We start from the raw sequence: 26,237 nt of genomic DNA on the forward strand, positions 1-26,237 counted from the left end.
TTGAATGCTTATGCGGGCCAAACCCTACTCCAGCCTTATGCGCTCCTGACGGGCAGCCCCCGGTAACGCGCCGCCCGGTCGCCCGATCAGGCCCGGCAGGGGCTGCGCCGCAGGTCATCGTAGGCATTCGAGGTCCGTACGCCCGATCGGGGGATGACCTCGGACAACGCCCGTGACGACCCGTCGGACGCGGACGAAGCGGACATTCGGGGTGATCGACTGACGGTGGGTGAGCCCGGCGAGCGGACCCGGACCCGCCCCCGGTGTGTCGTTAAATGTGACCGTGTACTTCGACGCGGCCTCGACGGCCCCTCTGCACCCCGTCGCGCGGCAGGCGCTGACCGCCGCCCTGGACGAGGGCTGGGCCGATCCGGCCCGGCTGTACCGCTCCGGCCGGCAGGCCCGGATGCTGCTGGACGCCGCCCGCGAGACGGTCGCCGCGGTGCTGGGCGCGCGGGCCGACGAGATCGCCTTCACCGCGAGCGGCACCCAGGCCGTCCAGCTCGGCCTGCTCGGCGCCCTGACCGGCCACCGGCGGCGCGGCGCCCACCTGGTGCACTCCGCGGTGGAGCACTCCAGCGTGCTGCACGTCGCCGAACGCCACGAGGCGGGCGGGGGCGAGGTCTCGGTGGTGCCGGTCGACCGGGGCGGACGGGTCGACCCGGCGGCCTTCGGCGCGCTGCTGCGGCCCGACACCGCGCTGGCCGCGCTGCAGAGCGCCAACCACGAGGTGGGCACGGTCCAGCCGGTCGGCGAGGTCGCCGAGCTGTGCGCCGCGGCCGGCGTCCCGCTGCTGGTGGACGCGGCGCAGAGCGCGGGCCGGACGGACGTCCCGGCGGGCTGGTCGCTGCTGACCGCGAGCGCGCACAAGTGGGGCGGCCCGGCGGGGGTCGGGGTGCTGGCGGTGCGCAAGGGCGTCCGCTACTCCTCGCCGCTGCCGGCCGACGAACGCGAGGGCGGCAGGGTGCCCGGCTACGTCAACGTCCCGGCGATCGTGGCCGCGGCCGCTTCGCTGCGCGCCGTACGGGCCGAGGCCGACCGGGAGAACGCCCGGCTGCACGCGCTGGTGGAACGGATCCGGGCCCGGGTGCCGCGCCTGGTGCCCGAGGTCGAGGTGGTCGGCGACCCGGTGCGGCGGCTGCCGCACATCGTCACCTTCTCCTGCCTGTACGTCGACGGCGAGGTGCTGCTGACCGAGCTGGACCGGGCCGGCTTCGCGGTCTCCTCCGGCTCCTCCTGCACCTCCTCCACGCTGACGCCCAGCCATGTGCTGGCGGCGATGGGGGTGCTCACCGAGGGCAACGTCCGGGTCTCGCTGCCGTACGGAACGGCCGAGGCCGACGTGGACCGCTTCCTCGCGGTGCTGCCCGACCTGGTGGCCGGCGTCCGGGCGCCGCTCGGGCTGGACCTGCCGGCCCCGGAGGCCTCCACGGCTTCGGCTGAGCTGCCGCCCCGAGCCGAAGGGCGCGCCGGTGCCGTAAATGACGAGCGACAAGCGACCGACGAAGGAGGGAGTGCGGGAGGGAGGACTGTCGGCGCCGGGTCCGAGCGCCCGGAGGCGAGCGGGCGAGTCACAGTCATCGACGCCCTGGGCAAGCGGTGTCCGCTGCCGGTGATCGAGCTGGCGAAGCGGATCGGCGAGGTGCCGGAGGGCGGCACGGTCGCGGTGCTGGCGGACGACGAGGCGGCCCGGCTGGACATCCCGGCCTGGTGCGGGATGCGCGGGCACGAGTACGCGGGCGAGGCCCCGGCCGCCGACTACGGCGGCGACCGGGGCTCGGCCTACCTCGTGGTGCGGCGGACTACTTGACCAGGTGCGCGCGGATCTCGGCGGCCGCCTCGGCGCCGTAGCTGTCCTCGAAGCGCTTCAGGAAGCCGGTCGGGCGCAGCTCGTACTCCTGGGTGCCGACGGTCTCGATGACCAGGGTGGCGAGCATGCAGCCGAGCTGGGCGGAGCGCTCCAGGTCGAGGTCCCAGGACAGACCGGCCAGGAAGCCGGCCCGGAAGGCGTCGCCGACGCCGGTCGGGTCGACCTTGGCCTCCTCCTGGGCGCAGCCGACCAGGATCGCGGCCTCGCCCTTGCGCTCGATCCGGACGCCCTTGCTGCCGAGGGTGGTGATCCGGGTGCCGACGCGGGTCAGCAGCTCCTCGGCGTCCCAGCCGGTCTTGGTCTCGATCAGCGCGGCCTCGTACTCGTTGGTGAAGAGGTACGCGGCGCCGTCCACGATCTCGCGGATGTCGTCGCCCTCCAGGCGGGCCAGCTGCTGGGAGGGGTCGGCGGCGAAGGCGTAGCCGCGGGTACGGCACTCCTGGGTGTGGCGGACCATGCCCTGCGGGTCGTCGGCGCCGATCAGGACGAGGTCCAGGCCGCCGACCCGGTCGAAGATCGGCTTCAGCTCGATGCTGCGGGCCTCGGCCATGGCGCCCGTGTAGAACGAGGCGATCTGGTTGTGGTCCTCGTCCGTGGTGCACATGAAGCGGGCGGTGTGCCGGGTCTCGGAGATGTGGACGGAGTCGCAGTCCACGTTGTTGCGCTCCAGCCAGCTGCGGTACTCGGCGAAGTCCGCGCCGGCGGCACCGACCAGGACCGGGCGGAGCCCGAGCACACCCATGCCGAAGGCGATGTTCGGGGCGACCCCGCCGCGGCGGATGTCCAGGGTGTCGACCAGGAAGGACAGCGACACGGTGTGCAGCTGCTCGGCGACGAGCTGGTCGGCGAACCGGCCGGGGAACGTCATCAGGTGGTCGGTGGCGATCGAGCCGGCGACGGCGATACGCACGGAAGGTCTCCTCAGGGTGGCTGCTGTGCCAGCGGGCAGGCGGGGGTGAACCCACTCACGGTACCCGGCCACCGGAGGTGCCCCGGCAAGAGTGCCGCAAGTTGCCGCCCTCACGGCCATCGTGGCACCCGTCGCCGTCGAACGTGTACTACCTCCGGGTAGCACTGGTGGGCGGGCGGAGGCCGTCCTAGGGTCGCCCTCAGGAGGCCCGCCGCGCGGGCGGGCCCCGACGTCGACCGTGGCAGTGTCGCCACGGCTCCCGATCGGAGCGATGCCCGATGATGACCGACCACTCCCCGTTGTCCGCCCGGCGGGCCGAGGACGGCGAGACCCTCGACGCCCTGGTGGACTCCTCCCGGCGGCTGCGCCGGTTCTGGCCGCTGCTGGTGGCCGGCCCGGAGCCGACGGCCCCGGTGTCGGCCGGCCTGCGGGTGCCGTCCGGGGCGCAGCGGGTGGTCGCGGGGATGGCCGAGTACGGCTTCTGAGCCGCGGCCCGATCCAACCGCCGGCGAATCGAACCGCCGACGAATCGAAGCGGAACCGGATCCGCCCGGAGCACGTCACATCCGCGCGGAGCGGCCGAGGAGGCCGCACCGCTGAGCTCTCGGGAGGATGTGCAGATGGATCTGGAGACGATGCCCCGGCGTGGTCGGCGGACGGCGGCCCTGGCGGCTCTGGCGCTGGCGGCGGTGGTGACGGTGGCCGGGTGCAACGGGGACGGGAAGCCGGCCTCGGACTCGGCGACGAGCGGCTCGGCCTCGGCGAGCGCCTCCCCGCAGGCCCCGGTTCCCTCCGGCAGCCCCTCCGCGGCGGCTCCGACCGGCAGCCCCTCGGACACCGGCCGGCCGTCGGCGCCGCCGACCGATTTCGTGCCCACCCCGGCCTCGCCCGCTCCCGGGCAGCCGGTGCCGGGCACTCCCCCGGTCAACGGGATCGCACCGGGCGAGCCGAACCCCAACGGTTCGGGCTCGGGCTCGCCGGCCCGTCCGCCGGTGGCCTACCGGGTGGACGGCACCACCAAGCTGACCGTCTACTTCTTCGGCGGGGTCTGCACGAAGTACGCGCTGAAGGCGGACGAGTCGCAGCCGGGCCGGGTGGACGTCGTGGTGGTGCCGGGCCAGCCCGCCGTGCAGCCCGGGCAGGTCTGCAACGCGCTGGCCAAGCGGCAGTCGGTGGCGGCCGACCTGCGCTCGCCGCTGGCCGGCCGGACGGTGGTCGACAAGACCAGCGGCCAGGAGGTGCCGCTGGAGGCCGACCCGCACAGCGGGCCGGACCCGGTCACCCCGGACGTCGCCGGCCAGTAGCGCCGCGGGCGCGGAGACGACGAAGAGGCGGCCCCGGGAGCTCCCGGGGCCGCCTCTTCGCAGCTGGCCCAGCCGAAGCGGCGGGGCCAGCCGAACGCTGCGGGCCTAGCTGAACGAGTCGCCGCAGGCGCAGGAGCCGGTGGCGTTCGGGTTGTCGATCGTGAAGCCCTGCTTCTCGATGGTGTCGACGAAGTCGACGGTGGCGCCGCCCAGGTACGGGGCGCTCATCCGGTCGGTGACGACCTTCACACCGTCGAAGTCCTTGAGCACGTCGCCGTCGAGCGAGCGCTCGTCGAAGAACAGCTGGTAACGCAGGCCGGAGCAGCCGCCGGGCTGGACGGCGACGCGCAGCGCGAGGTCCTCGCGGCCTTCCTGCTCCAGCAGGGCCTTGACCTTGGCCGCGGCGGCATCGGTGAGGAGGATGCCACTCTCGACGGTGGTCTCGTCCTGGACGGTCATCTGCTTTCTCCCGGTCTTTGACGACGGTCTACCGCCAGTGCCAACCAACGGCCGTCCGGTTTCATTTCCGGGCGGCGATGGATTTCTTCGGCCTGTTCGGCTGATTGTCCGTGGGCCGGGTGTGCCACCCGTGTTCCCTACGTTCCCCATGCTCGCACAACCCTGGCGGACCGGTCACCGCCCGAGCCCCGGATCCGGCCGAACCGGCCCCGCGGCGGCCCGCCCGAGGCCAGGATGGTCCGCATGATCCTTCGCCCGGTCAGGGACACCGCCGCGGACGCGGAGACCGTCCACGAACTGTCCGCCGCCGCGTTCGCCGACCCCGCCGGGGCCGGGCCGGCGCCCCAGCCGACGCCGTTGCGGCTGGCCCGCACCCGGCACCTGGCGCGCACCGATCCCGGCGGCTGCTGGCTGGCCTCGATCGACGGGGAGCCGGTCGGGGTGGTGCTGTCGATGCGGCGGGAGGGCCTGTGGTCGCCGTCCCTGTTCGCGGTCCGGCCGTCCGCGCAGGGCAAGGGCGTCGGACGGCTGCTGATGGAACGGGCGGCGGCGCACGCGAAGGGCTGCCTGCGCGGGATGGTCTGCGCCTCGGACTCCCCCGCGGCGGCACGGCGCTACCGGATGGCCGGGTTCACCCTGCACCCGGCGATGCGGCTGACCGGGCGGGTGGACCGGGCCGGGCTGATCGACCCCGGGGACATCCCGGTGCACCGCGGCAACGCCACCCACCTGCACCTGCTGGACTCGGTGGACCGGCGGCTGCGCGGGTCCGCGCACGGGCCCGACCACGAGCTGATGCTGGGCCACTTCGAGGAACTGCTGATCGCCGACGCGCTGGCCGGCAGCGGCTACTGCTACCGGGACGGCGGCGGGGTGCGGCTGCTGGCGGCCACCAGCAAGCGGATCGCCGCCCGGCTGCTGCGCGAGGCGCTGGCCCGGGTGCCGGACGGGGTCGAGGCCCAGGTGGAGTTCCTGACCGCGGAGCAGGAGTGGGCGCTGGACGTCGGGCTGGAGGTCGGGCTGACGCCGCGGGCCGGCGGCTTCGTCGGGGTGCGCGGGATGCGGCCGCCGGCGCCGTACCTGCCGAGCGGGGCGTTCCTGTAGCGGCGGGAGGGAGCGCGGGCGGGAACGGGCACGGCCCCACCGGCTCCTCGGAACCTCAGGAGCCGGCGGGGCCGTGCGCGGGAGCCTCGGGCCCCGGTCAGACCATGGTGTCCAGGATCTCCTTGACCATCTCCATGGTGGTGCCCGGGTGCAGGAAGGCGAAGCGGGCGACCGTCTCGCCGTCCCAGCCGGTGGGGGTGACGAAGCCGATCTGGTCCGCGAGCAGCTGCTGCGACCAGCGGTAGTAGTCCTCGTTGGTCCAGCCCGTGCGCTTGAAGCAGACGGCCGAGAGCTGCGGGTCGAACAGCAGCTCCAGGTGGTCGGTCTCACGGATCAGCTGCGCGGTCTCCCGGGCGAGCGTGAGGCCGGCCTCGATGGCGTCGGTGTAGGCCTGGACGCCGTGCACGGCGAGCGAGAACCAGAGCGGCAGGCCGCGGGCGCGCCGGGTCAGGTGGTAGGCGTAGTCGGTGGGGTTCCACTCGTCGCCCTCGGTGTGCAGGACGTCCAGGTAGGACGCGTCCTGGGTGTGCACGGCGCGGGCGAGCTGCGGGTTGCGGTAGATCAGCGCGGCGCAGTCGAAGGGGGCGAACAGCCACTTGTGCGGGTCGACCACGAAGGAGTCGGCGTGCTCGATGCCGTTGTAGCGCTCGCGCACCGAGGGGGCGAACAGGCCCGCGCCGCCGTAGGCGCCGTCCACGTGGAACCACAGGTCGCGCTCGCGGGCGACCTCGGCCAGGCCGGCGAGGTCGTCGACGATGCCCTCGTTGGTGGTGCCGCCGGTGCCGACGACCGCGATCACCGTCTCGGGGTTCGGGTCGGCCGCCAGCGCGGCGCGCAGCGCCTCACCGGTGAATCGCCGGTTCACGGTCGGGACCTTGAAGGCCTCGACGCCGATGATGTTGAAGGTGTTCTTCACCGAGGAGTGCACCTGGTCGGCGACGGCTATCCGCAGCCGCGCCTCCGGGCCGACGCCCAGGCGGCGGCGGGCGGTGTCGCGGGCGACCACGAGGGCGGAGAGGTTGCCCGCCGAGCCGCCGGAGACGAAGGTGCCGCCGGCCGTCTCGGGCATGCCCGCGCGGTCGGCGATCAGGCGCAGCACCTGGTTCTCGGCGGCGATCGCGCCGGCCGCCTCCAGCCAGGAGATGCCCTGCAGGGAGGCGCAGGAGACCACCATGTCGAACAGCAGCGCGGCCTTGGTCGGGGCGCACGGGATGAAGGACAGGTAGCGCGGGCTGTCGGCGGAGATGACCGCGCGGGACAGCTCGTGGTCGTAGAGCTTGAGCACGTCGGCCGGGTTGTTGCCGTCCTGGTTCAGCAGGCCGGACAGCTGGGCGCGCAGGTGCTCGCCGTCACCGGGGTGGTCGAGCGGGACGGGGTCGTACTGCAGCCGCTCCCGCATGTAGTCGAAAACCAGGTCGACCAGTTCGTTGTCGGGCCGGTGCATGCGGTCGGGGGCTGCGGACACGGCGGGTCCCTCTCGGCTGTGGGGTGTCGGGGGTCAGGATCCGGCCCGGCCGGCGGGGGACTTCACCGCGACGACCGGACGTGATCAGCGTAGGCAGCCGGAGTGCTTCGCCGCGCGTCGGAACGCGGCTGGTCAGGCAGGTTTCGGGCGTCTTCGGGCCGGTCCGCGCAGGATTCCTGCGTACCCCGCCGGGGTCAGCCGATGAGCTGGGAGAGGACCACCGAGGAGCGGCTGCGCTGGACGCCGGGCTCGCGCCGGATCCGCTCGATGACGGCCTCCAGATGGCGCATGTCGGCGGCCCGCAGGTGGACCAGGGCGTCCGGGTCGCCGGTGACCGTCCAGGCCGCGACGACCTCCGGGAACTGCCGCAGGCTGGCCAGGATCTCCTCGGGGGCGGTGCGCTCGCGGCAGTAGACCTCGACGAAGGCCTCGGTCTGCCAGCCGAGGACGGACGGGTCGAGCACCACGGTGAAGCCCCGCACCACGCCGCGCGCCCGCAGCCGGTCGATCCGGCGGCGCACGGCGGTGGCGGAGAGGTTCACCTGCAGGCCGATCTCGGCGTACGAGGCGCGGCCGTCGCTGCCGAGCCGGGCGAGCAGGAGCCGGTCGGTCTCGTCCAGGTCGGCCCCGACCACCTCGTGTGCTCGGCTGCTGGTCATCGGTGCGGGGCTCCACGGGTCGTGCGGGGGTCGGCGGGGCGTCGCGGAGGCTGCTGCCGTTGCCGTCGCCATTGCCGAAACGGTTCGCCAACCATTCTGGCGGATGACCCGAACGAGTTCACCGCCGAAGGATGACGGGCCGGTGTCGGTCGGCGGGCAAACCGCCGGCCGGGGCGCGCCACGGCGCACCCGGAGGACGGTCCCGCCCCGGACGCGGCCCTCCGAGCGCCCTGCCGGCGGAAAGGTGGGGGCGACGGGCGGCCGGGGCCTTCGAAATATCGATTCGGACACGCCCGGACCCACCCAAATCGGTCAACCGGCTCCGATAGGGCCGATCCGGCGAGCGGTTCTCGTCACATCGACAGAACGGCCATCGTCACTCTGACGCGAACCGGTTATCATAGATAGCGTCAGATAGACGAAAAGGCTTCACCGCTTGATCGGCCGCACAGAAGGGCACCCGCCCGTGACCACCACCATCACCGAGACCTACGGCGTCGACCCCACTCCGACGCCGCTCGCTCTGCTGCTGCTCGGCCGTGAGGCCGACCCGAACAGCGAGCGCGGCGTCGAGTGCCCCGGTGACCTCCCGCCGGCCTCCGACCCGAACCTCGTGGAGCGCGCCCGGGCGGCCAAGGCCACGCTGGGCGACCGCGTCTTCATCCTCGGCCACCACTACCAGCGCGACGAGGTGATCGAGTTCGCCGACGTCACCGGCGACTCCTTCAAGCTCGCCCGCGACGCGGCGGCCCGTCCCGAGGCCGAGTACATCGTCTTCTGCGGTGTGCACTTCATGGCCGAGTCCGCGGACATCCTCACCACCGCGGCCCAGCAGGTCATCCTGCCGGACCTCGCGGCCGGCTGCTCGATGGCCGACATGGCCACCGCCGAGCAGGTCGCCGAGTGCTGGGACGCGCTGGCCGACGCCGGCATAGCCGACGTGACCGTCCCGGTCTCGTACATGAACTCCTCCGCCGACATCAAGGCCTTCACCGGCCGGCACGGCGGCACCATCTGCACCTCCTCCAACGCGAAGCGCGCCCTGGAGTGGGCGTTCGAGCAGGGCGAGAAGGTGCTCTTCCTGCCCGACCAGCACCTCGGCCGCAACACCGCGGTGCGCGACATGGGCCTCTCGCTGGACGACTGCGTCGTCTACAACCCGCACAAGCCGAACGGCGGCCTGACCGCCGAGCAGCTGCGGGACGCCAAGATGATCCTCTGGCGCGGCCACTGCTCGGTGCACGGCCGGTTCAGCCTGGACTCGGTGAACGACGTCCGCGCCCGGATCCCCGGCGTGAACGTCCTGGTGCACCCCGAGTGCAAGCACGAGGTCGTCGCGGCCGCCGACATGGTGGGCTCGACCGAGTACATCATCAAGGCGCTGGACGCCGCCGAGCCCGGCTCCAAGTGGGCCATCGGCACCGAGCTGAACCTCGTCCGCCGGCTGGCCAAGGCGCACCCGGACAAGGAGATCGTCTTCCTCGACCGCGCGGTCTGCTTCTGCTCGACCATGAACCGGATCGACCTGCCGCACCTGGTCTGGGCGCTGGAGTCGCTGGTCGAGGGCCGGGTGCCGAACGTGATCACCGTCGACCCGGAGACCGAGAAGCACGCCAAGGCCGCCCTGGACCGGATGCTGGCCCTGCCGTAGCCCGGCTGGTCGCGGCCCGCCCCGAGCCGTGTCGTGGGCGAGCGGGCGAGCCCCCGCCCCGAGCCGTGTCACGGGCGAGCGGGCGAACAACAGCCGAAGGGCGGGCCCCCTCCTGGTGGAGGGGGCCCGCCCTTTCGTCTGGCAGCAGTCGCAGCGTTACTCGGGGAAGCCCGGGATCACGCCCTCGCCGTCGGCCATCAGCAGCTCGCGGACCTCGTCGATCGTCGCGTCGGCGCTCGGCAGGATCAGCTCGGACGGCTCCAGCGAATCCAGCGGCACCGGGGTGCCGAACTGCTTCACCGCGTCCAGCAGCTTGCCGTAGGCCCGACGGAAGAGTTCGTCGTCCCCGGACTCCACTGCGGTGACGAGCTCGGAGTCGAGCTCGTTGAGCAGGTTCAGGTGGTCCTCGCCCACCTCGAACTGCCCCTCACCCATGACCCTCATGATCATGCCGTGCGTCTCCCTGGTTCGTGGGGTGGAGCTCAGATCACTTGTTGTAGTTGATGCGCGGGGTGTCCTGCTGCTGCTGCGGCTGGGCCTCCGGCCGGCCCTGCTCGATCGCGGCCGGGCCCGAGGCGGGACCGCCGGACAGCTCGGCCTTCATCCGGGCCAGCTCCAGCTCGACGTCGGAACCACCGGCGACGCGCTCCAGCTCGGCCTCGATGTCGTCCTTGCGGCCGAGACCGCTGGCGTCGTCGAGCGCACCGGAAGCGAGCAGCTCGTCGATGGCACCGGCCCGGGCCTGCATCTGGGCGGTCTTGTCCTCGGCACGCTGGATCGCCAGGCCGACGTCGCCCATCTCCTCGGAGATGCCCGAGAAGGACTCGGCGATGCGGGTCTGCGCCTGCGCGGCGGTGTACGTCGCCTTGATGGTCTCCTTCTTGGTGCGGAAGGCGTCCACCTTGGCCTGCAGCCGCTGGGAGGCGAGGGTGAGCTTCTCCTCCTCGGCCTGCAGCTGCTGGTACTGGGTCTCCAGATCGGTGATCTGGGACTGCATGTTGGCCTTGCGGGTCAGCGCCTCGCGCGCGAGGTCCTCGCGGCCGAGGGACAGCGCCTTGCGGCCCTGGTCCTCGTACTTGGCCGACTGCTGCTGGAGCTGGGTCAGCTGGAGTTCGAGACGCTTGCGCGAGGTCGCGACGTCCGCGACACCGCGCCGTACCTTCTGCAGCAGTTCCAGCTGCTTCTGGTACGAATAGTCGAGCGTCTCACGCGGATCCTCCGCCCGATCCAAGGCCTTGTTCGCCTTGGAGCGGAAGATCAGCCCCATACGCTTCATGATTCCGTCGCTCATGGGCCTCGGGTGCCCCCTTCTCCGGCCTGCGGTCTCTATCTCGTTACCAGACACGACGAGTGTATGTGCAGCGAGCCCATCGCCGCAGTGCACCTGCCTGCAACAAGACTGCTACAGCGACCAGTGGCGTTTCCTCATCCCCCGGGTGGATCCGCCCCTCATCCCCCCCATCGTCCATCCGACTGATCCCCTACGGGAAGCCCCCGGGAAACCCGGTTCCGGCGGCTTCCTGCCGGTATCGATATGCGTTCGGTTCCGAGGGCACCCGTGGAAGCGGCTCCGCACCCCGTACGCTGGTGGTGTGTTCCGACGCCGTTCAGATGATGCCGCCGCCTCCGCCACCGTGCTGGAGAAGCAGGACGAGACGACCCAGGCCCGCCACCCCGAGGCCAAGAAGGGCCGCCCCACCCCCAAGCGCAACGAGGCCGCGGCCAACCGACGCGCCCGGGTGACGGTGCCCAAGGACCGCAAGGAGGCCACCCGCCAGGCGCGCGAGCAGATGCGGAGCGAGCGCGAGAAGCAGCGCCAAGCGCTGATGAACGGCGACCAGCGCCACCTCCCGGCCCGTGACAAGGGCCCGGTGCGCAAGTTCGCCCGCGACTACGTGGACGCCCGCTGGTCGCTCGCCGAGTTCTTCCTCCCCGCCGCCGTCGTCATCCTGGTGCTCAGCATCATCAAGGTGACCCAGCTGCAGGTGCTCTCCACGCTGCTGTTCCTGCTGTTCTTCGTCTTCGTGATCCTGGACTTCGTCCGCCTCGGCCTGGGCCTGCGCAAGCAGCTCGCCGAGCGCTTCCCGAACGAGAACACCCGCGGCGCGGTCGCCTACGGGATCATGCGCACCCTGCAGATGCGCCGCCTGCGCCTGCCCAAGCCGCAGGTGCGGCGCGGGGAGAAGCCCTGACCGCCGAACCGGTCGACTCCGGCTGGGCCCCGCCCTCCTGGGAGGGGCCCGGCCTGTACGCGCTGCCGGGGCAGGGCCACGGCGGCCACGACCGGCTGGCCCAGGAGCGACGGCTGCCCTCGCGCAGCGGATCCTTCGCCGGCGGCACCGCCGCCTGGCTGGACCGGCTCGGCGGACTGCGCAACTTCGTCCGCCAGGAACTCGTCTCCCGCCAGCTCGCCGAACAGCTGGCCGGCCGCGCCGGGCAGCGGGTGCTCGACATCGGCTGCGGCCAGGGCACCCAGGCGCTGCGGCTGGCCCGGGCCGGTCACTACGTCACCGGGATCGACTCGGACCCGGTCGCGCTCGGCGTCGCCCAGGGGGCGCTCGCCGAGGAACCCGAGGAGGTCCGCGGCCGGCTGCAGCTGCTCAGCGGCGACGGCCACCAGTGCGGGCGCTGGTTCGGCCCGCGCAGCTTCGACGTGGTGCTCTGCCACGGCGTCCTGATGTACCTGCCCGACCCGGACCCGATGATCGCCTCGCTGGCCCGGCTGCTGGCGCCCGGCGGGCTGCTCTCGCTGCTGGTCCGCAACCGCGACGCCCTCGCCCTGCGGCCCGCCGCCGCCGGGGACTGGCGGGCCGCCCTGCACGCCTTCGAGAGCGACCGGTACTACAACCGGCTCGGACTGGCCGCCCGGGCCTACCGGCTCGCCGACCTCTCCGTCACCCTCTCCGAGGTGTCGGTGCCGATCCGGCACTGGTACGGCGTGCGGGTCTTCACCGACAACGCCCCCGACGACGCGGCCCCGCCGGTGGACGGGCGGCAGCTGGCCCAGCTCCTCGAAGCCGAGGACCGGGCCGGCCGCACCGACCCGTACCGGCAGGTCGCCGCGCTGCTGCACGTGATCGGGTCGAAGTAGACCCGCCGGGCCCGCTCACCGTGCGGGCCCGCCGAGGGGCCTACCCCTCGTGCAGGCTCATCGCGTAGATCACCCGGTCGTCCTCCAGGAGCACCGCGGTGTCGACGCCGTCCTCCGCGAGCTGCTTCCAGGTCTCCCCGATCCAGGTCTCGGCGTCGCCCTGACCGGCGAACTCCTCCTGGCCGGCGTCGGTCGTCGCCGCGCTGCCGTCCGCCTTCTCGTACCGCCACGTCCACGCCATGCCCGGCTCCTCCCACCGACGACGCTGCCTGTAGTTGCTGCGCACCTTAGCCTGCCCGGCCCGATCTTCCGTATGCCTCGTCCGGACGCCCCGTCCGGCAGGATGGGCGGCATGGCGACCCTCCCCCCGCTCCCCCGCACGCTGCTGCTCGGCGGCGCCCGGTCCGGCAAGTCCACCCGCGCCGAGCAGCTGCTCGCCGACCGGCCGGACGTCCTGTACGTGGCCACCGGCGGCACCCGGGACGGCGACGCCGAGTGGGCCCAGCGGGTCTCCCTGCACCGGGAGCGCCGGCCGGCGAGCTGGCGCACCGCCGAGACCTGCGACCTGGAGGCCGTGCTGGCCGACACCGCCGACCCGGCGCCGGTCCTGATCGACTGCCTGGCGCTCTGGCTGACGTCCGTGATGGACGAGTGCGGGGCCTGGGACGACGAGGCCTGGGCGGACCGGGCCGAGGCCGCGGTGCAGCGGCGCTGCGAGGCGCTGGCGACGGCCTGGGCCGCCACCGGGCGCACCGTCGTCGCGGTGAGCAACGAGGTCGGCATGGGTGTCGTCCCGGCCACCGCCGCCGGCCGCCGGTTCCGCGACACCCTGGGCCGGCTCAACATGGCCGTGGCGGACGCCTCCGAGCGGGTCCTGCTGGTCGTGGCCGGGCAGGTGCTGACCGTCAAGCCGGACGTCAAGCCAGCCGCGGGCTGAACACCTTCGGCGTGTAGCCTTCCGACCGATGGACACGACCGTGGATCTCGATACGTTCTCCTCGCTCGTCGAGCGCCCCGACGAGAGCGCCCGGCGGGCCGCCGACGAGCGCTGGCAGGCGGCCGACCGCCCGCGCGGCGGGCTCGGCAAGCTGGAGGAGCTGGGCAGCTGGCTCGCCTCCGTACAGGGGCGCTCCCCGGTGCTGCCGGTCTCCGCGCCCAAGGTGCTGCTGTTCGCCGCCGACCACGGCGTGGCCGCGCTCGGGGTGTCCCGGATGCCCGCCCGCGGCGGCACCGCGGCCCGGGTGCGGGACGTCCTGGACGGCACCGCGCCGGTGGCCAGGCTGGCCGCGCGCTACGGCGCCGAGGTGCGGGTGGTCGACGTCGCGGTGGACGCCGATCCCGCCGACTTCCCGGACGAGGTGGTCGCCCACCGGATCCGGCGCGGCTCCGGCCGGATCGACGTCGAGGACGCGCTCACCGCGGAGGAGACCGTCCGGGCCTTCCGGGCCGGCATGGCCGTCGCCGACGAGGAGGCCGACGCCGGCACCGACCTGGTGCTGCTCGGCGACCTCGGCGTGGGCGCCACCACCGTGGCCGGCGTCCTGGTCGGCGCGCTGTGCGGGACGGACGCGGCCGCGGTCACCGGACGCGGCTCCGGGATCGACGACCGGGTGTGGATGGTCAAGTGCGCCACCATCCGGGACTCGCTGCGGCGGGCCCGGCCGGTGCTCGGCGACCAGCTGGCGCTGCTCGGCACCACCGGCGGGGCCGACTTCGCGGCGATCACCGGCTTCCTGCTGCAGGCGGCCGTCCGACGGCTGCCGGTGGTCCTGGACGGCGTGGTCTCGGCGGCCTGCGCGCTGGTCGCGCAGCGGATCGCCTTCCGGGCGCCGGAGTGGTGGCGGGCCGGGCAGTCCAGCGGCGAGCCCGCCCAGGCGAAGGCGTACGACCGGCTGACCCTGACGCCGTTGCAGGACCAGGGGATCACCATGGGCGAGGGCGTCGGCGCGCTGCTGGCGCTGCCGCTGCTGCAGGCGGCGGGGGACGCGCTCGCGGACGAGGCGCCGAGGCCGTTCGTCCCGGCGGCGGCGAAGCAGCCCGCGGAGCCGCCGAAGCTGCCGTCGGCGGCGGACCTGCTGCGGAAGCTGTAGCGAACCGCCCCCGCCCCCGGACGCCGGTCGGAGAACGCCCCTGCGAAGGGGCGTTCTCGCTGTTGAGAGGAGTGCGCTCATGACGGACCCCGGCGGTCGGGCCACCTGGGCGGACGGGCTGCGGTTCGGGTTCGGGACGCTGTCCGTGCTGCGGGTGCGGGTGGAGCGGTGGGACCGGGCGGCGGGCGCGCGGGCGATGGTGACGGCTCCGGTGGTGGGGCTGGCCCTCGGGGCGGTGGCGGCCGCGGCCGGGGCGCTGGTCGCCTGGCGGGCCGGCGGTCCGCTCGGGGCGGTGACCGCGGTGGGGGTGCTCGCCGGTCTGACCCGGGGGCTCCACCTGGACGGCCTGGCGGACGTCGCGGACGGGCTGGGCAGCGGCAAGCCGGCCGAGGACGCGCTGCGCGTCATGAAGCAGTCGGACATCGGCCCGTTCGGCGTGCTGACCCTGGTCCTGGTGCTGCTGGCCCAGGTCGCCGCGCTGGCCGGACAGTTCGGACACTCGCCGCTGCGCGGCGCGCTCGCGGTGGCCGCCGCCGCGGCGGCCGCCCGGTGCGCGCTCGCCTGGGGCTGTCTGCGGTCGGTTCCGCCCGCCCGGCCGGGCGGGCTGGGCGCGATGGTGGCGAGCACGGTGACGCCCGCCGGGGCGGTCGCCGCGACGGCCGGCACCGCGCTCGCCCTGGCCGCGGCCGGGCTGCTCGACGGATGGTCAGTTCTCCGCCTCCCGCTGGCCCTTGCGCTCGGCCTGGGCTGCGCCCGACTGCTGCTGGGACGGTGCGTGCGGCGGTTCGGCGGGATCACCGGGGACGTGCTCGGGGCGATGGCGGAGACCGCCGCGACGGGCACGCTGTTCGCCCTGGCGTTGCTCGGCTGACACCGGGCGGCGCGTGATCCCAGCATGCGGACTACCATGCGTGGAGCACCGCAGCCCTGCACCGTGGCAGGTCCTGCCCGCCCGGCGAGCTCCGTGGAGCCGGGGCCTCTGGTGTGCACGGCCGCCTCCCGCGGACGCGCACACCAGGGGCCCCGGACCCGGAGCCCCGCCGACGGACGGCCTGCGACGGCGGGCTGCGCGCCGGTGCGGCAGCCTCGCCGCCTCCGGCCGTGGACCGCGAAAGAACAGGACGCATTACGTGACTGCATTGTCTGTGAGCACCTCCTCCGCCGCCTCGCTGCGCGCGGACGCCCTGGTGGTCGGTGTCGCCAAGGGCCCGAAGGGCATCGTGCTGACCTCCGGCTCCGAGGCCGTCAACGAGGCGTTCGAGGGCAAGCTGGCCGAGGTCCTCAGCACCCTGGGCGCGACCGGCGCCGAGGGCGAGGCCGTGAAGGTCCACTCCCCCGCCGGCCTGAAGGCCGCGCTCGTGCTCGCGGTCGGCCTCGGCGAGGCCGGCGAGGAGGGCCACGAGCTGGAGTCGCTGCGCCGCGCCGCCGGTGTCGCCGCCCGCACCCTGGCCGGCGCCAAGAAGGTCGCGCTGGCCCTGCCCGCCGAGTCCGCCGCGGAGATCGAGGCGGTCGCCCTGGGCGGCCTGCTCGGCTCGTACGCCTTCGGCACGTACAAGGGCAACGGCAACGGCAAGGAGCCGGTCGGCGAGCTGGTCCTGCTGGCCGCCCGCAAGGGCAGCAAGGACGCCAAGGCCGCCGTGGAGCGCGCCGCCGCGCTCGGCGAGGAGATGAACCGCGCCCGCGACCTGGTGAACACCGCGCCGAACGACCTGAACCCGAAGAGCTTCGCCGCGATCGCCCAGGCGGCCGGCAAGGAGCACGGCCTCAAGGTCGAGGTGCTGGACGAGAAGGCGCTGACCAAGGGCGGCTTCGGCGGCCTGATGGGCGTCGGCGTCGGCTCGACCAACCCGCCCCGCCTGGTGAAGGTGGCCTACACCCACCCGAAGGCCAAGGCCACTCTGGCGTTCGTCGGCAAGGGCATCACCTACGACTCGGGCGGCATCTCGCTGAAGCCGGCCGGCCACAACGAGACCATGAAGTGCGACATGGCCGGCGCCGCCGCCGTGTTCGCCGCCGTGGTGGCCGCCAAGCGGCTGGGCCTGACCGTCAACGTGACCGCCTGGCTGGCGCTGGCCGAGAACATGCCGTCCGGCTCCGCCACCCGCCCGGGCGACGTGCTGCGGATGTACGGCGGCAAGACCGTCGAGGTCCTGAACACCGACGCCGAGGGCCGCCTGGTGCTGGCCGACGCCATCGTGCGGGCCGGCGAGGAGAACCCCGACGTCATCGTCGACGTGGCCACCCTGACCGGCGCCATGGTGCTGGCCCTGGGCAACCGCACCTTCGGCGTGATGTCCAACAGCGACGAGCTCCGCGACGACCTGCACGCCCTCGCGGGCGAGGTGGGCGAGCAGTCCTGGCCGATGCCGCTGCCCGCCGACCTGCGCAAGGGCATGACCGAGTCGACCATCGCCGATCTGGCCAACATGGGCGAGCGGATGGGCGGCGGCCTGGTGGCCGGTCTGTTCCTGAAGGAGTTCGTGGCCGAGGGCATCGACTGGGCGCACCTGGACATCGCCGGTCCGGCGTTCCACGAGGGCGCCCCGTACGGCTACACCCCGAAGGGCGGCACCGCGAGCGCGGTGCGCACCCTGGTCCGCTTCGCCGAGCGGACGGCGAACGGCAAGGCCTGATCAGCCACCCGCTGCGACGGGGCCCGGCGCGCTTGCGCCGGGCCCCGTCGGCGTTCCGGCCCGGCCCGGCCGGCGTTCGCGCCCGGCCCGGCGGGCGTTCGGTGCCGGCCCCGCCGGCGTTCGGCCGGGTTACCTGCGAGTAGGGCGTGGTGGCGCGGCGCACCCCTGTTCGCTGCGGGCGAAACTTTGTTCCACAGTGCGGAAGAGGTGGCGGCGGCCGGGGCGGAAGACGCCCGTCCGGCGGCTGTCAATACCGCTCTGAGCTGCGATGATGCCCATCCGTGGAGGCCATTCCCGCCCCCGTGACCACTCCGTGGGACACCCCTGGGGTGGCCCCGGACATCAGCCACCGCGAACAAGTGCGAAGATGTATTTCCGGCACGACTGGGCGCCCCACAAAGGCTTCCGACCCACCGGACCGTACCGGCCCGGCGACCCACCCCATTGCATGGAGGACGTGACGTGGCGAACGACGCCAGCACCGTTTTCGACGTAGTCATTCTCGGAGGCGGAAGCGGCGGTTACGCCGCGGCGCTCCGCGCCGCTCAGCTGGGCCTGAGCGTCGCCCTGGTCGAGAAGGGGGAGCTGGGCGGCACCTGCCTGCACCGCGGCTGCATCCCGACCAAGGCGCTGCTGCACGCCGCCGAGATCGCGGACGAGACGAAGGAGGCCGCCGAGTTCGGCGTGCTGGCCACCTTCCAGGGCATCGACATCAACGGCGTCCACAAGTACAAGGACGACGTCATCGCCGGCCTGTACAAGGGTCTGCAGGGCCTGGTGGCGTCCCGCAAGGTCACCTTCGTCCAGGGCGAGGGCAAGCTCTCCTCGCAGACCTCGGTGGATGTCAACGGCCAGCGCATCGAAGGCCGCCACATCGTCCTGGCCACCGGTTCCGTGCCGCGCTCGATCCCGGGCCTGGAGATCGACGGCAACCGCGTGATCTCCTCGGACCACGCGCTCAAGCTCGACCGCATCCCGAAGTCGGTCGTCATCCTCGGTGGCGGCGTCATCGGCGTCGAGTTCGCCTCGGTCTGGAAGTCCTTCGGCGTCGAGGTCACCATCGTCGAGGCGCTGCCGCACCTCGTGCCGCTGGAGGACGAGAACTCCTCCAAGCTGCTGGAGCGCGCGTTCCGCAAGCGCGGCATCAAGTTCGAGCTGAAGGCCCGCTTCTCGGGCGTCGAGTACACCGAGACCGGTGTCCGCGTCTCCACCGAGAACGGCAAGCAGATCGACGCCGACCTGCTGCTCGTCGCCATCGGCCGCGGCCCGGTCTCGGCCGGCCTCGGCTACGAGGAGAACGGCGTCGCGATGGACCGCGGCTACGTCCTGGTCGACGAGTACATGCGCACCAACGTGCCCACCATCTCCGCCGTCGGCGACCTCGCCCCGACCCTGCAGCTGGCCCACGTCGGCTTCGCCGAGGGCATCCTGGTCGCCGAGCGCCTGGCCGGCCTCAAGCCGGTGCCGATCGACTACGACGGCGTCCCGCGCGTGACGTACTCCAACCCCGAGGTCGCCTCCGTCGGCATCTCCGAGGCCAAGGCCGTCGAGCTGTACGGCAAGGACAAGGTCGTCACCCTCAAGTACAACCTGGCCGGCAACGGCAAGAGCAAGATCCTGAAGACCGCCGGCGAGATCAAGCTCGTCCAGGTCAAGGACGGCGCCGTGGTCGGTGTCCACATGGTCGGCGCCCGCATGGGCGAGCAGGTCGGCGAAGCCCAGCTGATCTACAACTGGGAGGCCCTGCCGGCCGAGGTCGCGCAGCTCATCCACGCGCACCCGACCCAGTCCGAGGCCCTGGGCGAGGCGCACCTGGCGCTGGCCGGCAAGCCGCTGCACGCGCACGACTGATCGCGCCCCACCCCCCTTTTCCGGTACTTCCCGTACGCAAGTACTCCGTACGCAAGACTTGATAGGAGTCGCTGAAACCATGGCGGTCTCAGTAACACTGCCCGCGCTGGGCGAGAGCGTTTCCGAGGGCACCGTCACCCGTTGGCTGAAGGCCGAGGGTGAGCGTGTCGAGGTCGACGAGCCGCTGCTCGAGGTGTCGACCGACAAGGTCGACACCGAGATCCCGGCCCCGGCTTCCGGCATCCTCTCCTCGATCAAGGTCGGCGAGGACGAGACCGTCGAGGTCGGCGCCGAGCTGGCGATCATCGACGACGGCACCGGTGCCCCGGCCGCCGCCCCGGCCCCCGTCGCCGAGGCCGCGCCCGCCGCCGCCCCGGCTCCGGTCGCCGCTCCGGCTCCGGTCGCCGCTCCGGCCCCGGTTGCCGAGGCCCCCGCCGCCGCTCCGGCCGGCGACGCCACCCCGGTGCTGCTGCCCGCCCTGGGCGAGTCCGTCACCGAGGGCACCGTCACCCGCTGGCTGAAGGCCGAGGGTGAGACGGTCGAGATCGACGAGCCGCTGCTCGAGGTCTCCACCGACAAGGTCGACACCGAGATCCCGTCGCCGGTCGCCGGCACCCTGGTGAAGATCCTGGTCGGCGAGGACGAGACCGCCGAGGTCGGCGCCCAGCTCGCGCTGATCGGTGCCGCGGGTGCGGTCGCCGCCGCTCCGGCTGCCGCTGCCCCGGCCCCCGTGGCCGCCCCGGCTCCGGTCGCCGCCCCGGCTCCCGTGGCCGCTCCGGCCCCCGTTGCCCCGGCCGCTCCGGCTCCGGCTCCGGTTGCCGCTGCCCCGGCCCCCGTGGCCGCCCCGGCTCCGGTCGCCGCTCCGGCTCCCGTTGCCCCGGCTGCTCCGGCTGCTCCGGCCGCCGACAGCGGTGACGCCTACGTCACCCCGCTGGTGCGCAAGCTCGCCGCCGAGCACGGTGTCGCGCTGTCCTCCGTCGCCGGTACCGGCGTCGGCGGTCGCATCCGCAAGCAGGACGTCATCGCCGCCGCGGAGGCCGCCAAGGCCGCTCCGGCCCCGGTCGCCGCTGCCGCCCCGGCCGCCGCGCCGAAGGCCGCCGCCGCGCCGTCCGCCCTGCGCGGCCAGACGGTCAAGATGACCCGCATGCGCAAGGTCATCGGCGACAACATGATGAAGGCCCTGCACGAGCAGGCCCAGCTGACCAGCGTGGTCGAGGTGGACGTCACCAAGATCATGTCGCTGCGCGGCAGGGCCAAGGACTCCTTCCTCGCCCGCGAGGGCGTGAAGCTGTCCCCGATGCCGTTCTTCGTCAAGGCCGCCGCCCAGGCGCTGAAGGCCCACGCGGTCGTCAACGCCCGGATCAACGACGCCGAGGGCACCATCACCTACTTCGACACCGAGAACATCGGTATCGCGGTGGACTCCGAGAAGGGTCTGATGACCCCGGTCATCAAGGGTGCGGGCGACCTCAACATCGCCGGCATCTCGAAGAAGACCGCGGAGCTGGCCGGCAAGGTCCGCGACAGCAAGATCACCCCGGACGAGCTGTCCGGCGCGACCTTCACCATCAGCAACACCGGCTCGCGCGGTGCGCTGTTCGACACCGTGATCGTGCCGCCGAACCAGGCCGCGATCCTGGGCATCGGCGCCACCGTCAAGCGCCCGGTGGTCATCGAGGCCGACGGCGGCACCGCCATCGGCATCCGTGACATGACCTACCTGTCGCTCTCCTACGACCACCGCCTGGTGGACGGCGCCGACGCCGCCCGCTACCTGGTCGCGGTCAAGGAGATCCTGGAGGCCGGCGAGTTCGAGGTCGAGCTCGGCCTCTGACCCCTCCACGGTCCCGCCGGAACCCCGCGTCGTCCCCGGACGGCGCGGGGTTCCGCCGTTCCCGGCCGAAGACGGGCTCCGGGCCACGCCGGGTCGTGGCATGCGCGGACGCGGCCGAACGGGGATGCTTGAGCGGTGATGGACGAGACCGACTTCTGGCAGATCATCGACGACACCCGGGAGGCCGCCGACGGCGATCCCGACGAACAGGCCGACCGGCTGGTGGAGCGGCTCGTCCAACTGACCCCGGACGACGTGATCGACTTCGCCCGGCTCTTCGAGGCCCGGTTCGGCCGCGCCTACCGCTACGACCTGTGGGGCGCCGCCTACCTGCTGCTGGACGGCGCCTCCGAGGACACCTTCGACTACTTCCGCTGCTGGCTGATCGGCCAGGGCCGGGAGGTCTTCGAGGGCGGGCTGACCGAGCCGGACGACCTGGCGGACCTGCTGCCCGAGTTCGACGAGGAGGAGGACGGCGAGGCCGAGGACCTCGGCTACGCCGCCGACGAGGCGTACGAGCAGCTGACCGGGCTGCCGCTGCCCGAGGTGGGCGGCCGGCAGGCCGGACGGCCGTCCGGGGCGGCGCTGGACTTCGACGACCCGGACGTCATGGCGAAGCGCTTCCCCAAGCTGTGGGAGCGGTACGGGGACTGAGGCCGCCGCTCTGCCCCGCCCCCTGCCGCCCGGTCGCCCGTCGTGGGCTTCCGGGCGGCCGGCCTCAGGCGGAGCTGCCGGAGGAGCTGTCCTGCTTGACGCCCTTGAGGATCTGGTCCAGCACCGAGACGTCGGGCGCGGACGGGTCGTCGTCCACGCCGCCCTCGAAGACCACGTAGCCGCCGCCCTTGGCCGGGACGGCGGCCAGCACCACGTAGCCCTGGGTGCCGTCCGAGGTGCGGACGTGCCAGCGCGTGGCGTAGCCGAGCACGCCGGCGACGCTGACGTAGCCGGAGCCGGAGTCGGTGTGCGAGGTGATCCCGGTGAAGATCTGCCCGGCGTAGGTGGCCATGGTGGTGTCGGCGGCCGCCTTGGGGGTGGTGCCCTGGACGGTGTCCTTCTCGACCGAGAACTGGCCGCGGATGCAGGAGTTGCCGTCCGCGCAGGTGTAGCGGCCGCTGCCGAGGAAGACCGTCGAGTGCGCGCCGTCCGTCGCCGCGTCCCAGCCCTCGAAGACCGGGACGGTGATCGCGTGCTGCGGGTCGGGGACGGTGGTCTTGAGGACCGGCGCGGGCTTGGGCGCCGGCACCGTGGGGCTGGTGGTGGGCCGGGTCGGGGTCGGGCTGGGGCTCGGGGAGGGGCCGTCGCCGCGGGTGACGGTGACCGTGGGGTTCGGGGTCGGGTCCGCCTTCGGGTCACCGCCGCCGGTGAGCATGATGCCGGCGATGATCCCGCCCACGGTGAGCAGGGCGACCGAGATTCCGATGATCACACCGGTGTTGTTCTTGGCGGGGGCCGGTGGCGGGTAGCCCGGCCCCGGGTAGCCGTAGCCGGCGCCCTGGCCCGCCGGGTAGCCGGCCTGGCCCGGGTACCCGGCCTGGCCGGGGTAGCCCTCCTGGCCGGGGTAGCCGTACGCCGGGGCCTGGGCCTGAGGGGGCTGGGCGCCGTCCTGGCCCGGGTAGCCGTAGGCCGGGGGCTGGGCGCCGCCCGGGTACCCGTAGCCGGGCTTCTGCTCGGAGGACTGCCACGTCTGCGTCGGGGCGTCGGGGAGCCCGCCCGCGACGCCGCCCTGGAGCGGTCGGACCTCGCTGGTCCAGGCGTTGCCGTCCCACCAGCGCTCGTGACCGGGGGTGCCGTCCGCACCCGGGACCGGGTACCACCCGGGAGGCGTCGAGTTGCTCACGGCCGTACCGTACCCGGCGCGGCGGCGGTCCAGACAGGGCGGGTGTGTCACGACTCTGCACCGCCTCCGCACCGCTCCCGCGCCGCTTCCGCACACCGTCCGGGGGCCCGGCGGAGGGTCGGGGAACCGGCCTCAGTCGACCAGTCGGCGGGCCATCAGGACGTCGTCCGCGTAGCGGCCGTCGATCAGGAACTCCTCCGCCAGCGTGCCCTCGACGACGAAGCCGCAGCTCTCGTAGAGGCGGCGGGCCGGGGCGTTCCAGCCGAGCACCCGCAGGGTCATCCTCCGGGCGCCCCCGGCGCGGGCCGCCGCGCAGGCCGCCTCGACCAGGCGCCGGCCGATCCCCCGGCCGCGGACGGTGCCGTCGACGGCCAGGCCCTGGATCTGGCGGACGTGCCGGTTGCAGGCCAGCGGGGTGGGCGGGATCTGGCGGACGTAGCCGACGATCCGGCCGTCCAGGACGGCCAGCAGGAACTGCTCGGGGGCGTGGCGCTCGTCGAAGACCCCGTCCTCGGCGGGCGGCCGCGGCGAGACGTCGGACAGGGTGGACCAGCTGGCGCGGTTGAGGACGGCGAGCTCGCGGTCGTCCTCGGCCCGCGCCGGACGGATGATCAGATCGTCAGCGGGCATGCGCGCCATGCTAGTGAGACGGATGAGCACGTGACAGACGTGTGTGGACTGCGAGGATGGACCCATGCGCATCGCAGTCACGGGTTCCACGGGTTTGATCGGTTCGGCGCTCGTCCGCTCCCTGCTGGCGGACGAGCATGAGGTGGTCCGGTTGGTCCGGCACCGGTCCAGGACGGGCCCGCAGCCGGACGGCTCCACGGCCATCGGCTGGAACCCGCTGCTCGGCGAGATCGACCGGGACGGGCTGGCCGGGGTCCAGGCGGTGGTGCACCTGGCCGGCGCCGGGGTCGGCGACCACCGCTGGACGGACGCCTACAAGCGGGAGATCCGGGAGAGCCGGGTCCTGGGCACCGAGACGCTGGCCGTCGCGCTGGCCGAGCTGAAGGAGCCGCCGCAGGTCCTGGTGAGCGCCTCCGCGGTCGGCTGGTACGGCCAGACCGGCGACCGGGTGATCGACGAGGACTCCCCCGCCGGCGACGACTTCCTGGCCGAGGTCTGCGTGGAGTGGGAGGCCGCCGCCCGGCCCGCCGAACGGGCCGGGATCCGGGTCGTCCACCCCCGCACCGGGATGGTGCTCTCCTCGGCCGGCGGGGCCGGCGGGCGGCTGTTCCCGCTGTTCCGGCTCGGCCTGGGCGGCCGGCTCGGCAGCGGGCGGCAGTACTGGAGCTTCATCTCGCTGCACGACCAGGTGGCCGCGCTGCGCTTCCTGCTCGACCACGACGACCTCTCCGGCGCCTTCAACCTGACGTCGCCGCGCCCGGCGACCAACGCCGAGCTGACCACCGCGCTCGGCCGGGCGCTGCGGCGGCCGACGCTGTTCCCGGTGCCGGAGGCGGTGCTGAAGGTGGTGCTGGGCGAGCTGGCGGTCGAGGTGGTCGGCAGCCACCGGGTGGTGCCCCGGCGGTTGTCGGACGCGGGCTTCCGCTTCACCCACCCGGACGTGTACTCGGCGGTGCTCGCGGCGCTGTGAGGCGGCGTCGCTCTCGGCGGTGCTCGCGGTGCCGTGGGACGGCGGTGCTCGCGGCGGTGCCGTGACGTACGCGTGCCGGGTGTCGTGCGTACCTCCGGCTACGGCATCCGCCCTGGCCAAGGGCATATGCCGGGCGGGGGCCGGACGGGGCTCCGGCAGGGGGCGCACGGGAGCACACGGCGGGCGCGTCGCACGCCCCCGGTGACCGTGCGCGCCCGCCGACCCCCGAACCCGGCCACCAGGGCGCACTGTCCGTGACCGCGCCCCTGCCCGGTGCCGCACAACCACGACCGGCCTTCGAATCCGGCTCGATGCGCTTGTCTGATGCTCACACTGACTGGGCATCACCCTCCTCGGACCGTGTCCCGGCACCCCGCTGCCTGCGTCGGCCGGAGCCCCGGGACCAGGGAGGGAGCACGCCCGTGCCCACGTACGACTTCACCCGCCGTGCCCGCCGGCCGTCCGACCCGGACGTCATCGTGGTCGGCGCCGGACTCGCGGGCCTGATCGCGGCCCGCGCGCTCACCGGCCACGGCCTCGCCGTTCAGGTCCTGGAGAGCGGCGACCGGATCGGCGGCCGCATGACCACCCGCGAGCTGGACGGATTCCGGCTCGACGACGGCGGCCACCTGCTGAACACCGCCTTCCCCGAGCTGCGCCGCGCGCTCGACCTCGACCGCCTCGACCTGCGCCCGCTCGCGCCCGGCGTGCTCGTGCACAGCGGCGGCCGCCGGTACCGCGCCGGGGACCCGCAGCTCACCGCCGCCCGGCAGGCCGCCACCCGCGCCCCGCTGGGCAGCCCACTGGACAAGGCCCGGCTGGCCAGCTGGCTCGGCCGGCTCGCCGCCACCCCGGTCGGGCGGCTCCAGGCCCGGCCGGAGACCACCGCCGCCCGCGCGCTGACCGGCCACGGCCTCGCCCCGCGCACGGTCGACGGCTTCCTGCGCCCGCTGCTCAGCGCCCTGCTCGGCGATCCGGCGCTCGGCACCAGCAGCCGGGTCGCCGACCTGGTGCTGCGCTCGTACGCCCGCGGACGGCTCTGTCTGCCCGCCGGCGGGATCGCGGCGGTGCCGGCCCAGCTGGCCGCCGCCCTGCCCGTCGGCACCGTCCGCACCGGGGTGCAGGTCACCTCGGTCGCGGCGGACGGCGTGGAGACCCGCGAGCACGGGCGGATAGGCGCCCAGGCCGTCGTCGTCGCCACCGACGCCCGCTCCGCCGCCGAGCTGCTGCCCGGACTGCGGCTGCCGGACTTCCACCCCGTCACGACCTTCTACCACGCGGCCGACCGGGCCCCGGTGGGCGAGGCCGTCCTGCTGCTCGACGGCGACCGGCCGAACGGGCACCCGCCGCTGGTCTCGCACTCGCTGGTGCTCAGCGAGCTGCACCCGTCCTACGCCCCGGCCGGCCAGGCACTGGTCGCCACCACCGTGCTCGGGCGGCGCGCCTTCGACCCGGGCGGCCCGGCCGGGCTGGAGCCCGCCGTCCGGGCCAGGCTCACCGAGCTCTACGGCACCTCGACGACGGACTGGCAGTTCCTCAGCGTGCGGCACGTCCCGGACGCGCTGCCCGCCATGCCGCCGCCGCACAACACCCGGCGCCCGGTGCGCCTGCTGGCCGGGCTGTACGTCGCCGGGGACCACCGGGACACCAGCACCGCGCAGGGCGCACTGGTCTCCGGGCGGCGGGCGGCCCGGGCGGTGCTGCGCGACCTCGGGGTGCCGGCCGGCGCCCGGGAGGCGGAGGCGGCGGCCTGAGCACCGCGCCGTCGGCGGCGGCGCACCGGGCGGTGCGGTTCGGCGCGGTTCGGCGCGGTTTGGCGCTCCTCCGCGGTGTCCGGACACGCCAGCGGTCTGCCGGGGTGACAGACCGACGGCGTGCC

General features: G+C 73.8%; 25 protein-coding genes. 16 read left to right on the forward strand and 9 right to left on the reverse strand.

All coding sequences use genetic code 11. The features are described 5' to 3' along the window. Window positions 1-277: 277 nt before the first annotated feature. Window positions 278-1,810: a cysteine desulfurase/sulfurtransferase TusA family protein gene (locus IE332_RS10075; protein WP_444542938.1), complete on the forward strand. Its 1,533-nt coding sequence runs from the start codon at window positions 278-280 to the stop codon at window positions 1,808-1,810. On the opposite strand, the gene IE332_RS10080 is transcribed toward IE332_RS10075, so the two are convergent. Next, window positions 1,803-2,780, reverse strand: coding sequence for a carbohydrate kinase family protein (locus tag IE332_RS10080; protein ID WP_189915183.1), 978 nt, complete (start codon window positions 2,778-2,780; stop codon window positions 1,803-1,805). The two genes, IE332_RS10075 and IE332_RS10080, sit on opposite strands and share 8 nt — an antisense overlap. Before the next feature lie 278 nt (window positions 2,781-3,058). Here IE332_RS10080 and IE332_RS10085 point away from each other — a divergent pair, with 278 nt between their 5' ends. Further along, window positions 3,059-3,265 carry a hypothetical protein gene (locus IE332_RS10085; RefSeq protein WP_189915184.1) on the forward strand — a complete coding sequence of 69 codons (207 nt, stop codon included), beginning with the start codon at window positions 3,059-3,061 and terminating at the stop codon, window positions 3,263-3,265. A gap of 135 nt (window positions 3,266-3,400) precedes the next feature. Further along, window positions 3,401-4,084, forward strand: a complete 684-nt coding sequence (locus IE332_RS10090; RefSeq protein WP_189915186.1) for a hypothetical protein — start codon at window positions 3,401-3,403, stop codon at window positions 4,082-4,084. A 105-nt stretch (window positions 4,085-4,189) separates the two neighbouring features. Here IE332_RS10090 and erpA read toward each other — a convergent pair whose 3' ends face one another. Then, window positions 4,190-4,543, reverse strand: a complete 354-nt coding sequence (gene erpA, locus IE332_RS10095) for an iron-sulfur cluster insertion protein ErpA (RefSeq protein ID WP_189915188.1) — start codon at window positions 4,541-4,543, stop codon at window positions 4,190-4,192. A 243-nt stretch (window positions 4,544-4,786) separates the two neighbouring features. Between erpA and IE332_RS10100 the strand changes: the two genes are divergently transcribed. Continuing rightward, window positions 4,787-5,647 (forward strand): GNAT family N-acetyltransferase, encoded by an 861-nt coding sequence (locus tag IE332_RS10100; protein ID WP_189915190.1) that lies wholly within the window; start codon window positions 4,787-4,789, stop codon window positions 5,645-5,647. 97 nt (window positions 5,648-5,744) lie between these two features. Here the strand turns inward: IE332_RS10100 and IE332_RS10105 are convergent, their stop codons facing one another. Together IE332_RS10105 and IE332_RS10110 are read right to left on the reverse strand one after the other, a co-directional pair. Further along, the gene (locus tag IE332_RS10105) at window positions 5,745-7,112 is read right to left on the reverse strand and encodes a pyridoxal phosphate-dependent decarboxylase family protein (protein ID WP_229928481.1); all 1,368 of its coding nucleotides are present in this window, start codon (window positions 7,110-7,112) and stop codon (window positions 5,745-5,747) included. Window positions 7,113-7,306: 194 nt separating this feature from the next. Further along, window positions 7,307-7,771 carry an Lrp/AsnC family transcriptional regulator gene (locus IE332_RS10110; RefSeq protein ID WP_049651848.1) on the reverse strand — a complete coding sequence of 155 codons (465 nt, stop codon included), beginning with the start codon at window positions 7,769-7,771 and terminating at the stop codon, window positions 7,307-7,309. A gap of 466 nt (window positions 7,772-8,237) precedes the next feature. Here IE332_RS10110 and nadA point away from each other — a divergent pair, with 466 nt between their 5' ends. Further along, window positions 8,238-9,422: a quinolinate synthase NadA gene (gene nadA, locus IE332_RS10115; protein WP_373313694.1), complete on the forward strand. Its 1,185-nt coding sequence runs from the start codon at window positions 8,238-8,240 to the stop codon at window positions 9,420-9,422. 156 nt (window positions 9,423-9,578) lie between these two features. Here nadA and pspAA read toward each other — a convergent pair whose 3' ends face one another. Both pspAA and IE332_RS10125 read right to left on the reverse strand, forming a co-directional pair. Continuing rightward, complete coding sequence (gene pspAA / locus IE332_RS10120; protein ID WP_189915192.1) at window positions 9,579-9,872, reverse strand: PspA-associated protein PspAA; 294 nt, start codon at window positions 9,870-9,872, stop codon at window positions 9,579-9,581. Window positions 9,873-9,909: 37 nt separating this feature from the next. Further along, window positions 9,910-10,713, reverse strand: coding sequence for a PspA/IM30 family protein (locus tag IE332_RS10125; protein WP_189915193.1), 804 nt, complete (start codon window positions 10,711-10,713; stop codon window positions 9,910-9,912). Between the two features lie 301 nt (window positions 10,714-11,014). On the opposite strand from IE332_RS10125, the gene IE332_RS10130 reads away from it, so the two are divergent. Both IE332_RS10130 and IE332_RS10135 read left to right on the forward strand, forming a co-directional pair. Next, the gene (locus IE332_RS10130; protein WP_229928482.1) at window positions 11,015-11,614 is read left to right on the forward strand and encodes a DUF3043 domain-containing protein; all 600 of its coding nucleotides are present in this window, start codon (window positions 11,015-11,017) and stop codon (window positions 11,612-11,614) included. A gap of 158 nt (window positions 11,615-11,772) precedes the next feature. Beyond that, window positions 11,773-12,513, forward strand: coding sequence for a methyltransferase domain-containing protein (locus IE332_RS10135; protein ID WP_268256554.1), 741 nt, complete (start codon window positions 11,773-11,775; stop codon window positions 12,511-12,513). A 40-nt stretch (window positions 12,514-12,553) separates the two neighbouring features. Here the strand turns inward: IE332_RS10135 and IE332_RS10140 are convergent, their stop codons facing one another. Then, window positions 12,554-12,754 (reverse strand): hypothetical protein, encoded by a 201-nt coding sequence (locus IE332_RS10140; RefSeq protein ID WP_189915195.1) that lies wholly within the window; start codon window positions 12,752-12,754, stop codon window positions 12,554-12,556. A gap of 111 nt (window positions 12,755-12,865) precedes the next feature. On the opposite strand from IE332_RS10140, the gene cobU reads away from it, so the two are divergent. The 7 genes from cobU to IE332_RS10175 all read left to right on the forward strand — a co-directional run bounded on the left by cobU (window position 12,866) and on the right by IE332_RS10175 (window position 21,575). After that, complete coding sequence (gene cobU / locus IE332_RS10145) at window positions 12,866-13,450, forward strand: bifunctional adenosylcobinamide kinase/adenosylcobinamide-phosphate guanylyltransferase (RefSeq protein ID WP_189915197.1); 585 nt, start codon at window positions 12,866-12,868, stop codon at window positions 13,448-13,450. Window positions 13,451-13,478: 28 nt separating this feature from the next. Continuing rightward, window positions 13,479-14,603: a nicotinate-nucleotide--dimethylbenzimidazole phosphoribosyltransferase gene (locus tag IE332_RS10150; protein WP_189915199.1), complete on the forward strand. Its 1,125-nt coding sequence runs from the start codon at window positions 13,479-13,481 to the stop codon at window positions 14,601-14,603. Window positions 14,604-14,682: 79 nt separating this feature from the next. Continuing rightward, window positions 14,683-15,474 carry an adenosylcobinamide-GDP ribazoletransferase gene (locus IE332_RS10155; RefSeq protein ID WP_189915202.1) on the forward strand — a complete coding sequence of 264 codons (792 nt, stop codon included), beginning with the start codon at window positions 14,683-14,685 and terminating at the stop codon, window positions 15,472-15,474. Between the two features lie 259 nt (window positions 15,475-15,733). Further along, window positions 15,734-17,236 carry a leucyl aminopeptidase gene (locus IE332_RS10160; protein ID WP_189915204.1) on the forward strand — a complete coding sequence of 501 codons (1,503 nt, stop codon included), beginning with the start codon at window positions 15,734-15,736 and terminating at the stop codon, window positions 17,234-17,236. A gap of 462 nt (window positions 17,237-17,698) precedes the next feature. Beyond that, window positions 17,699-19,087, forward strand: coding sequence for a dihydrolipoyl dehydrogenase (gene lpdA, locus IE332_RS10165; RefSeq protein WP_189915205.1), 1,389 nt, complete (start codon window positions 17,699-17,701; stop codon window positions 19,085-19,087). Between the two features lie 79 nt (window positions 19,088-19,166). After that, window positions 19,167-20,921: a 2-oxoglutarate dehydrogenase, E2 component, dihydrolipoamide succinyltransferase gene (gene sucB / locus IE332_RS10170; protein ID WP_189915207.1), complete on the forward strand. Its 1,755-nt coding sequence runs from the start codon at window positions 19,167-19,169 to the stop codon at window positions 20,919-20,921. Between the two features lie 138 nt (window positions 20,922-21,059). After that, the gene (locus tag IE332_RS10175; protein WP_189915440.1) at window positions 21,060-21,575 is read left to right on the forward strand and encodes a DUF4240 domain-containing protein; all 516 of its coding nucleotides are present in this window, start codon (window positions 21,060-21,062) and stop codon (window positions 21,573-21,575) included. A gap of 64 nt (window positions 21,576-21,639) precedes the next feature. On the opposite strand, the gene IE332_RS10180 is transcribed toward IE332_RS10175, so the two are convergent. Together IE332_RS10180 and IE332_RS10185 are read right to left on the reverse strand one after the other, a co-directional pair. Beyond that, window positions 21,640-22,758 carry a DUF2510 domain-containing protein gene (locus IE332_RS10180; protein ID WP_189915209.1) on the reverse strand — a complete coding sequence of 373 codons (1,119 nt, stop codon included), beginning with the start codon at window positions 22,756-22,758 and terminating at the stop codon, window positions 21,640-21,642. Window positions 22,759-22,890: 132 nt separating this feature from the next. Further along, window positions 22,891-23,388 (reverse strand): GNAT family N-acetyltransferase, encoded by a 498-nt coding sequence (locus tag IE332_RS10185; protein WP_189915211.1) that lies wholly within the window; start codon window positions 23,386-23,388, stop codon window positions 22,891-22,893. 64 nt (window positions 23,389-23,452) lie between these two features. Here IE332_RS10185 and IE332_RS10190 point away from each other — a divergent pair, with 64 nt between their 5' ends. Together IE332_RS10190 and IE332_RS10195 are read left to right on the forward strand one after the other, a co-directional pair. Continuing rightward, window positions 23,453-24,358, forward strand: coding sequence for a TIGR01777 family oxidoreductase (locus tag IE332_RS10190; protein WP_189915213.1), 906 nt, complete (start codon window positions 23,453-23,455; stop codon window positions 24,356-24,358). Between the two features lie 422 nt (window positions 24,359-24,780). Then, window positions 24,781-26,112: an NAD(P)/FAD-dependent oxidoreductase gene (locus tag IE332_RS10195; protein ID WP_229928484.1), complete on the forward strand. Its 1,332-nt coding sequence runs from the start codon at window positions 24,781-24,783 to the stop codon at window positions 26,110-26,112. Window positions 26,113-26,237 lie beyond the last annotated feature (125 nt).

Origin of the sequence: Kitasatospora xanthocidica, from assembly GCF_014656195.1 — a bacterium.
Taxonomy (GTDB): domain Bacteria; phylum Actinomycetota; class Actinomycetes; order Streptomycetales; family Streptomycetaceae; genus Kitasatospora; species Kitasatospora xanthocidica.

What these genes read in the sequence shown, in the direction of transcription:
- cobU (WP_189915197.1), top strand. Translation starts at nt 12,866, where the DNA reads ATGGCGACCCTCCCCCCGCTCCCCCGCACGCTGCTGCTCGGCGGCGCC.
- IE332_RS10110 (WP_049651848.1), bottom strand. Translation starts at nt 7,771, where the DNA reads ATGACCAGCAGCCGAGCACACGAGGTGGTCGGGGCCGACCTGGACGAG.
- IE332_RS10100 (WP_189915190.1), top strand. Translation starts at nt 4,787, where the DNA reads ATGATCCTTCGCCCGGTCAGGGACACCGCCGCGGACGCGGAGACCGTC.
- IE332_RS10190 (WP_189915213.1), top strand. Translation starts at nt 23,453, where the DNA reads ATGCGCATCGCAGTCACGGGTTCCACGGGTTTGATCGGTTCGGCGCTC.
- erpA (WP_189915188.1), bottom strand. Translation starts at nt 4,543, where the DNA reads ATGACCGTCCAGGACGAGACCACCGTCGAGAGTGGCATCCTCCTCACC.
- IE332_RS10175 (WP_189915440.1), top strand. Translation starts at nt 21,060, where the DNA reads ATGGACGAGACCGACTTCTGGCAGATCATCGACGACACCCGGGAGGCC.
- sucB (WP_189915207.1), top strand. Translation starts at nt 19,167, where the DNA reads ATGGCGGTCTCAGTAACACTGCCCGCGCTGGGCGAGAGCGTTTCCGAG.
- pspAA (WP_189915192.1), bottom strand. Translation starts at nt 9,872, where the DNA reads ATGATCATGAGGGTCATGGGTGAGGGGCAGTTCGAGGTGGGCGAGGAC.
- IE332_RS10085 (WP_189915184.1), top strand. Translation starts at nt 3,059, where the DNA reads ATGATGACCGACCACTCCCCGTTGTCCGCCCGGCGGGCCGAGGACGGC.
- IE332_RS10185 (WP_189915211.1), bottom strand. Translation starts at nt 23,388, where the DNA reads ATGCCCGCTGACGATCTGATCATCCGTCCGGCGCGGGCCGAGGACGAC.
- IE332_RS10125 (WP_189915193.1), bottom strand. Translation starts at nt 10,713, where the DNA reads ATGAGCGACGGAATCATGAAGCGTATGGGGCTGATCTTCCGCTCCAAG.
- IE332_RS10090 (WP_189915186.1), top strand. Translation starts at nt 3,401, where the DNA reads ATGGATCTGGAGACGATGCCCCGGCGTGGTCGGCGGACGGCGGCCCTG.
- IE332_RS10140 (WP_189915195.1), bottom strand. Translation starts at nt 12,754, where the DNA reads ATGGCGTGGACGTGGCGGTACGAGAAGGCGGACGGCAGCGCGGCGACG.
- IE332_RS10150 (WP_189915199.1), top strand. Translation starts at nt 13,479, where the DNA reads ATGGACACGACCGTGGATCTCGATACGTTCTCCTCGCTCGTCGAGCGC.
- IE332_RS10155 (WP_189915202.1), top strand. Translation starts at nt 14,683, where the DNA reads ATGACGGACCCCGGCGGTCGGGCCACCTGGGCGGACGGGCTGCGGTTC.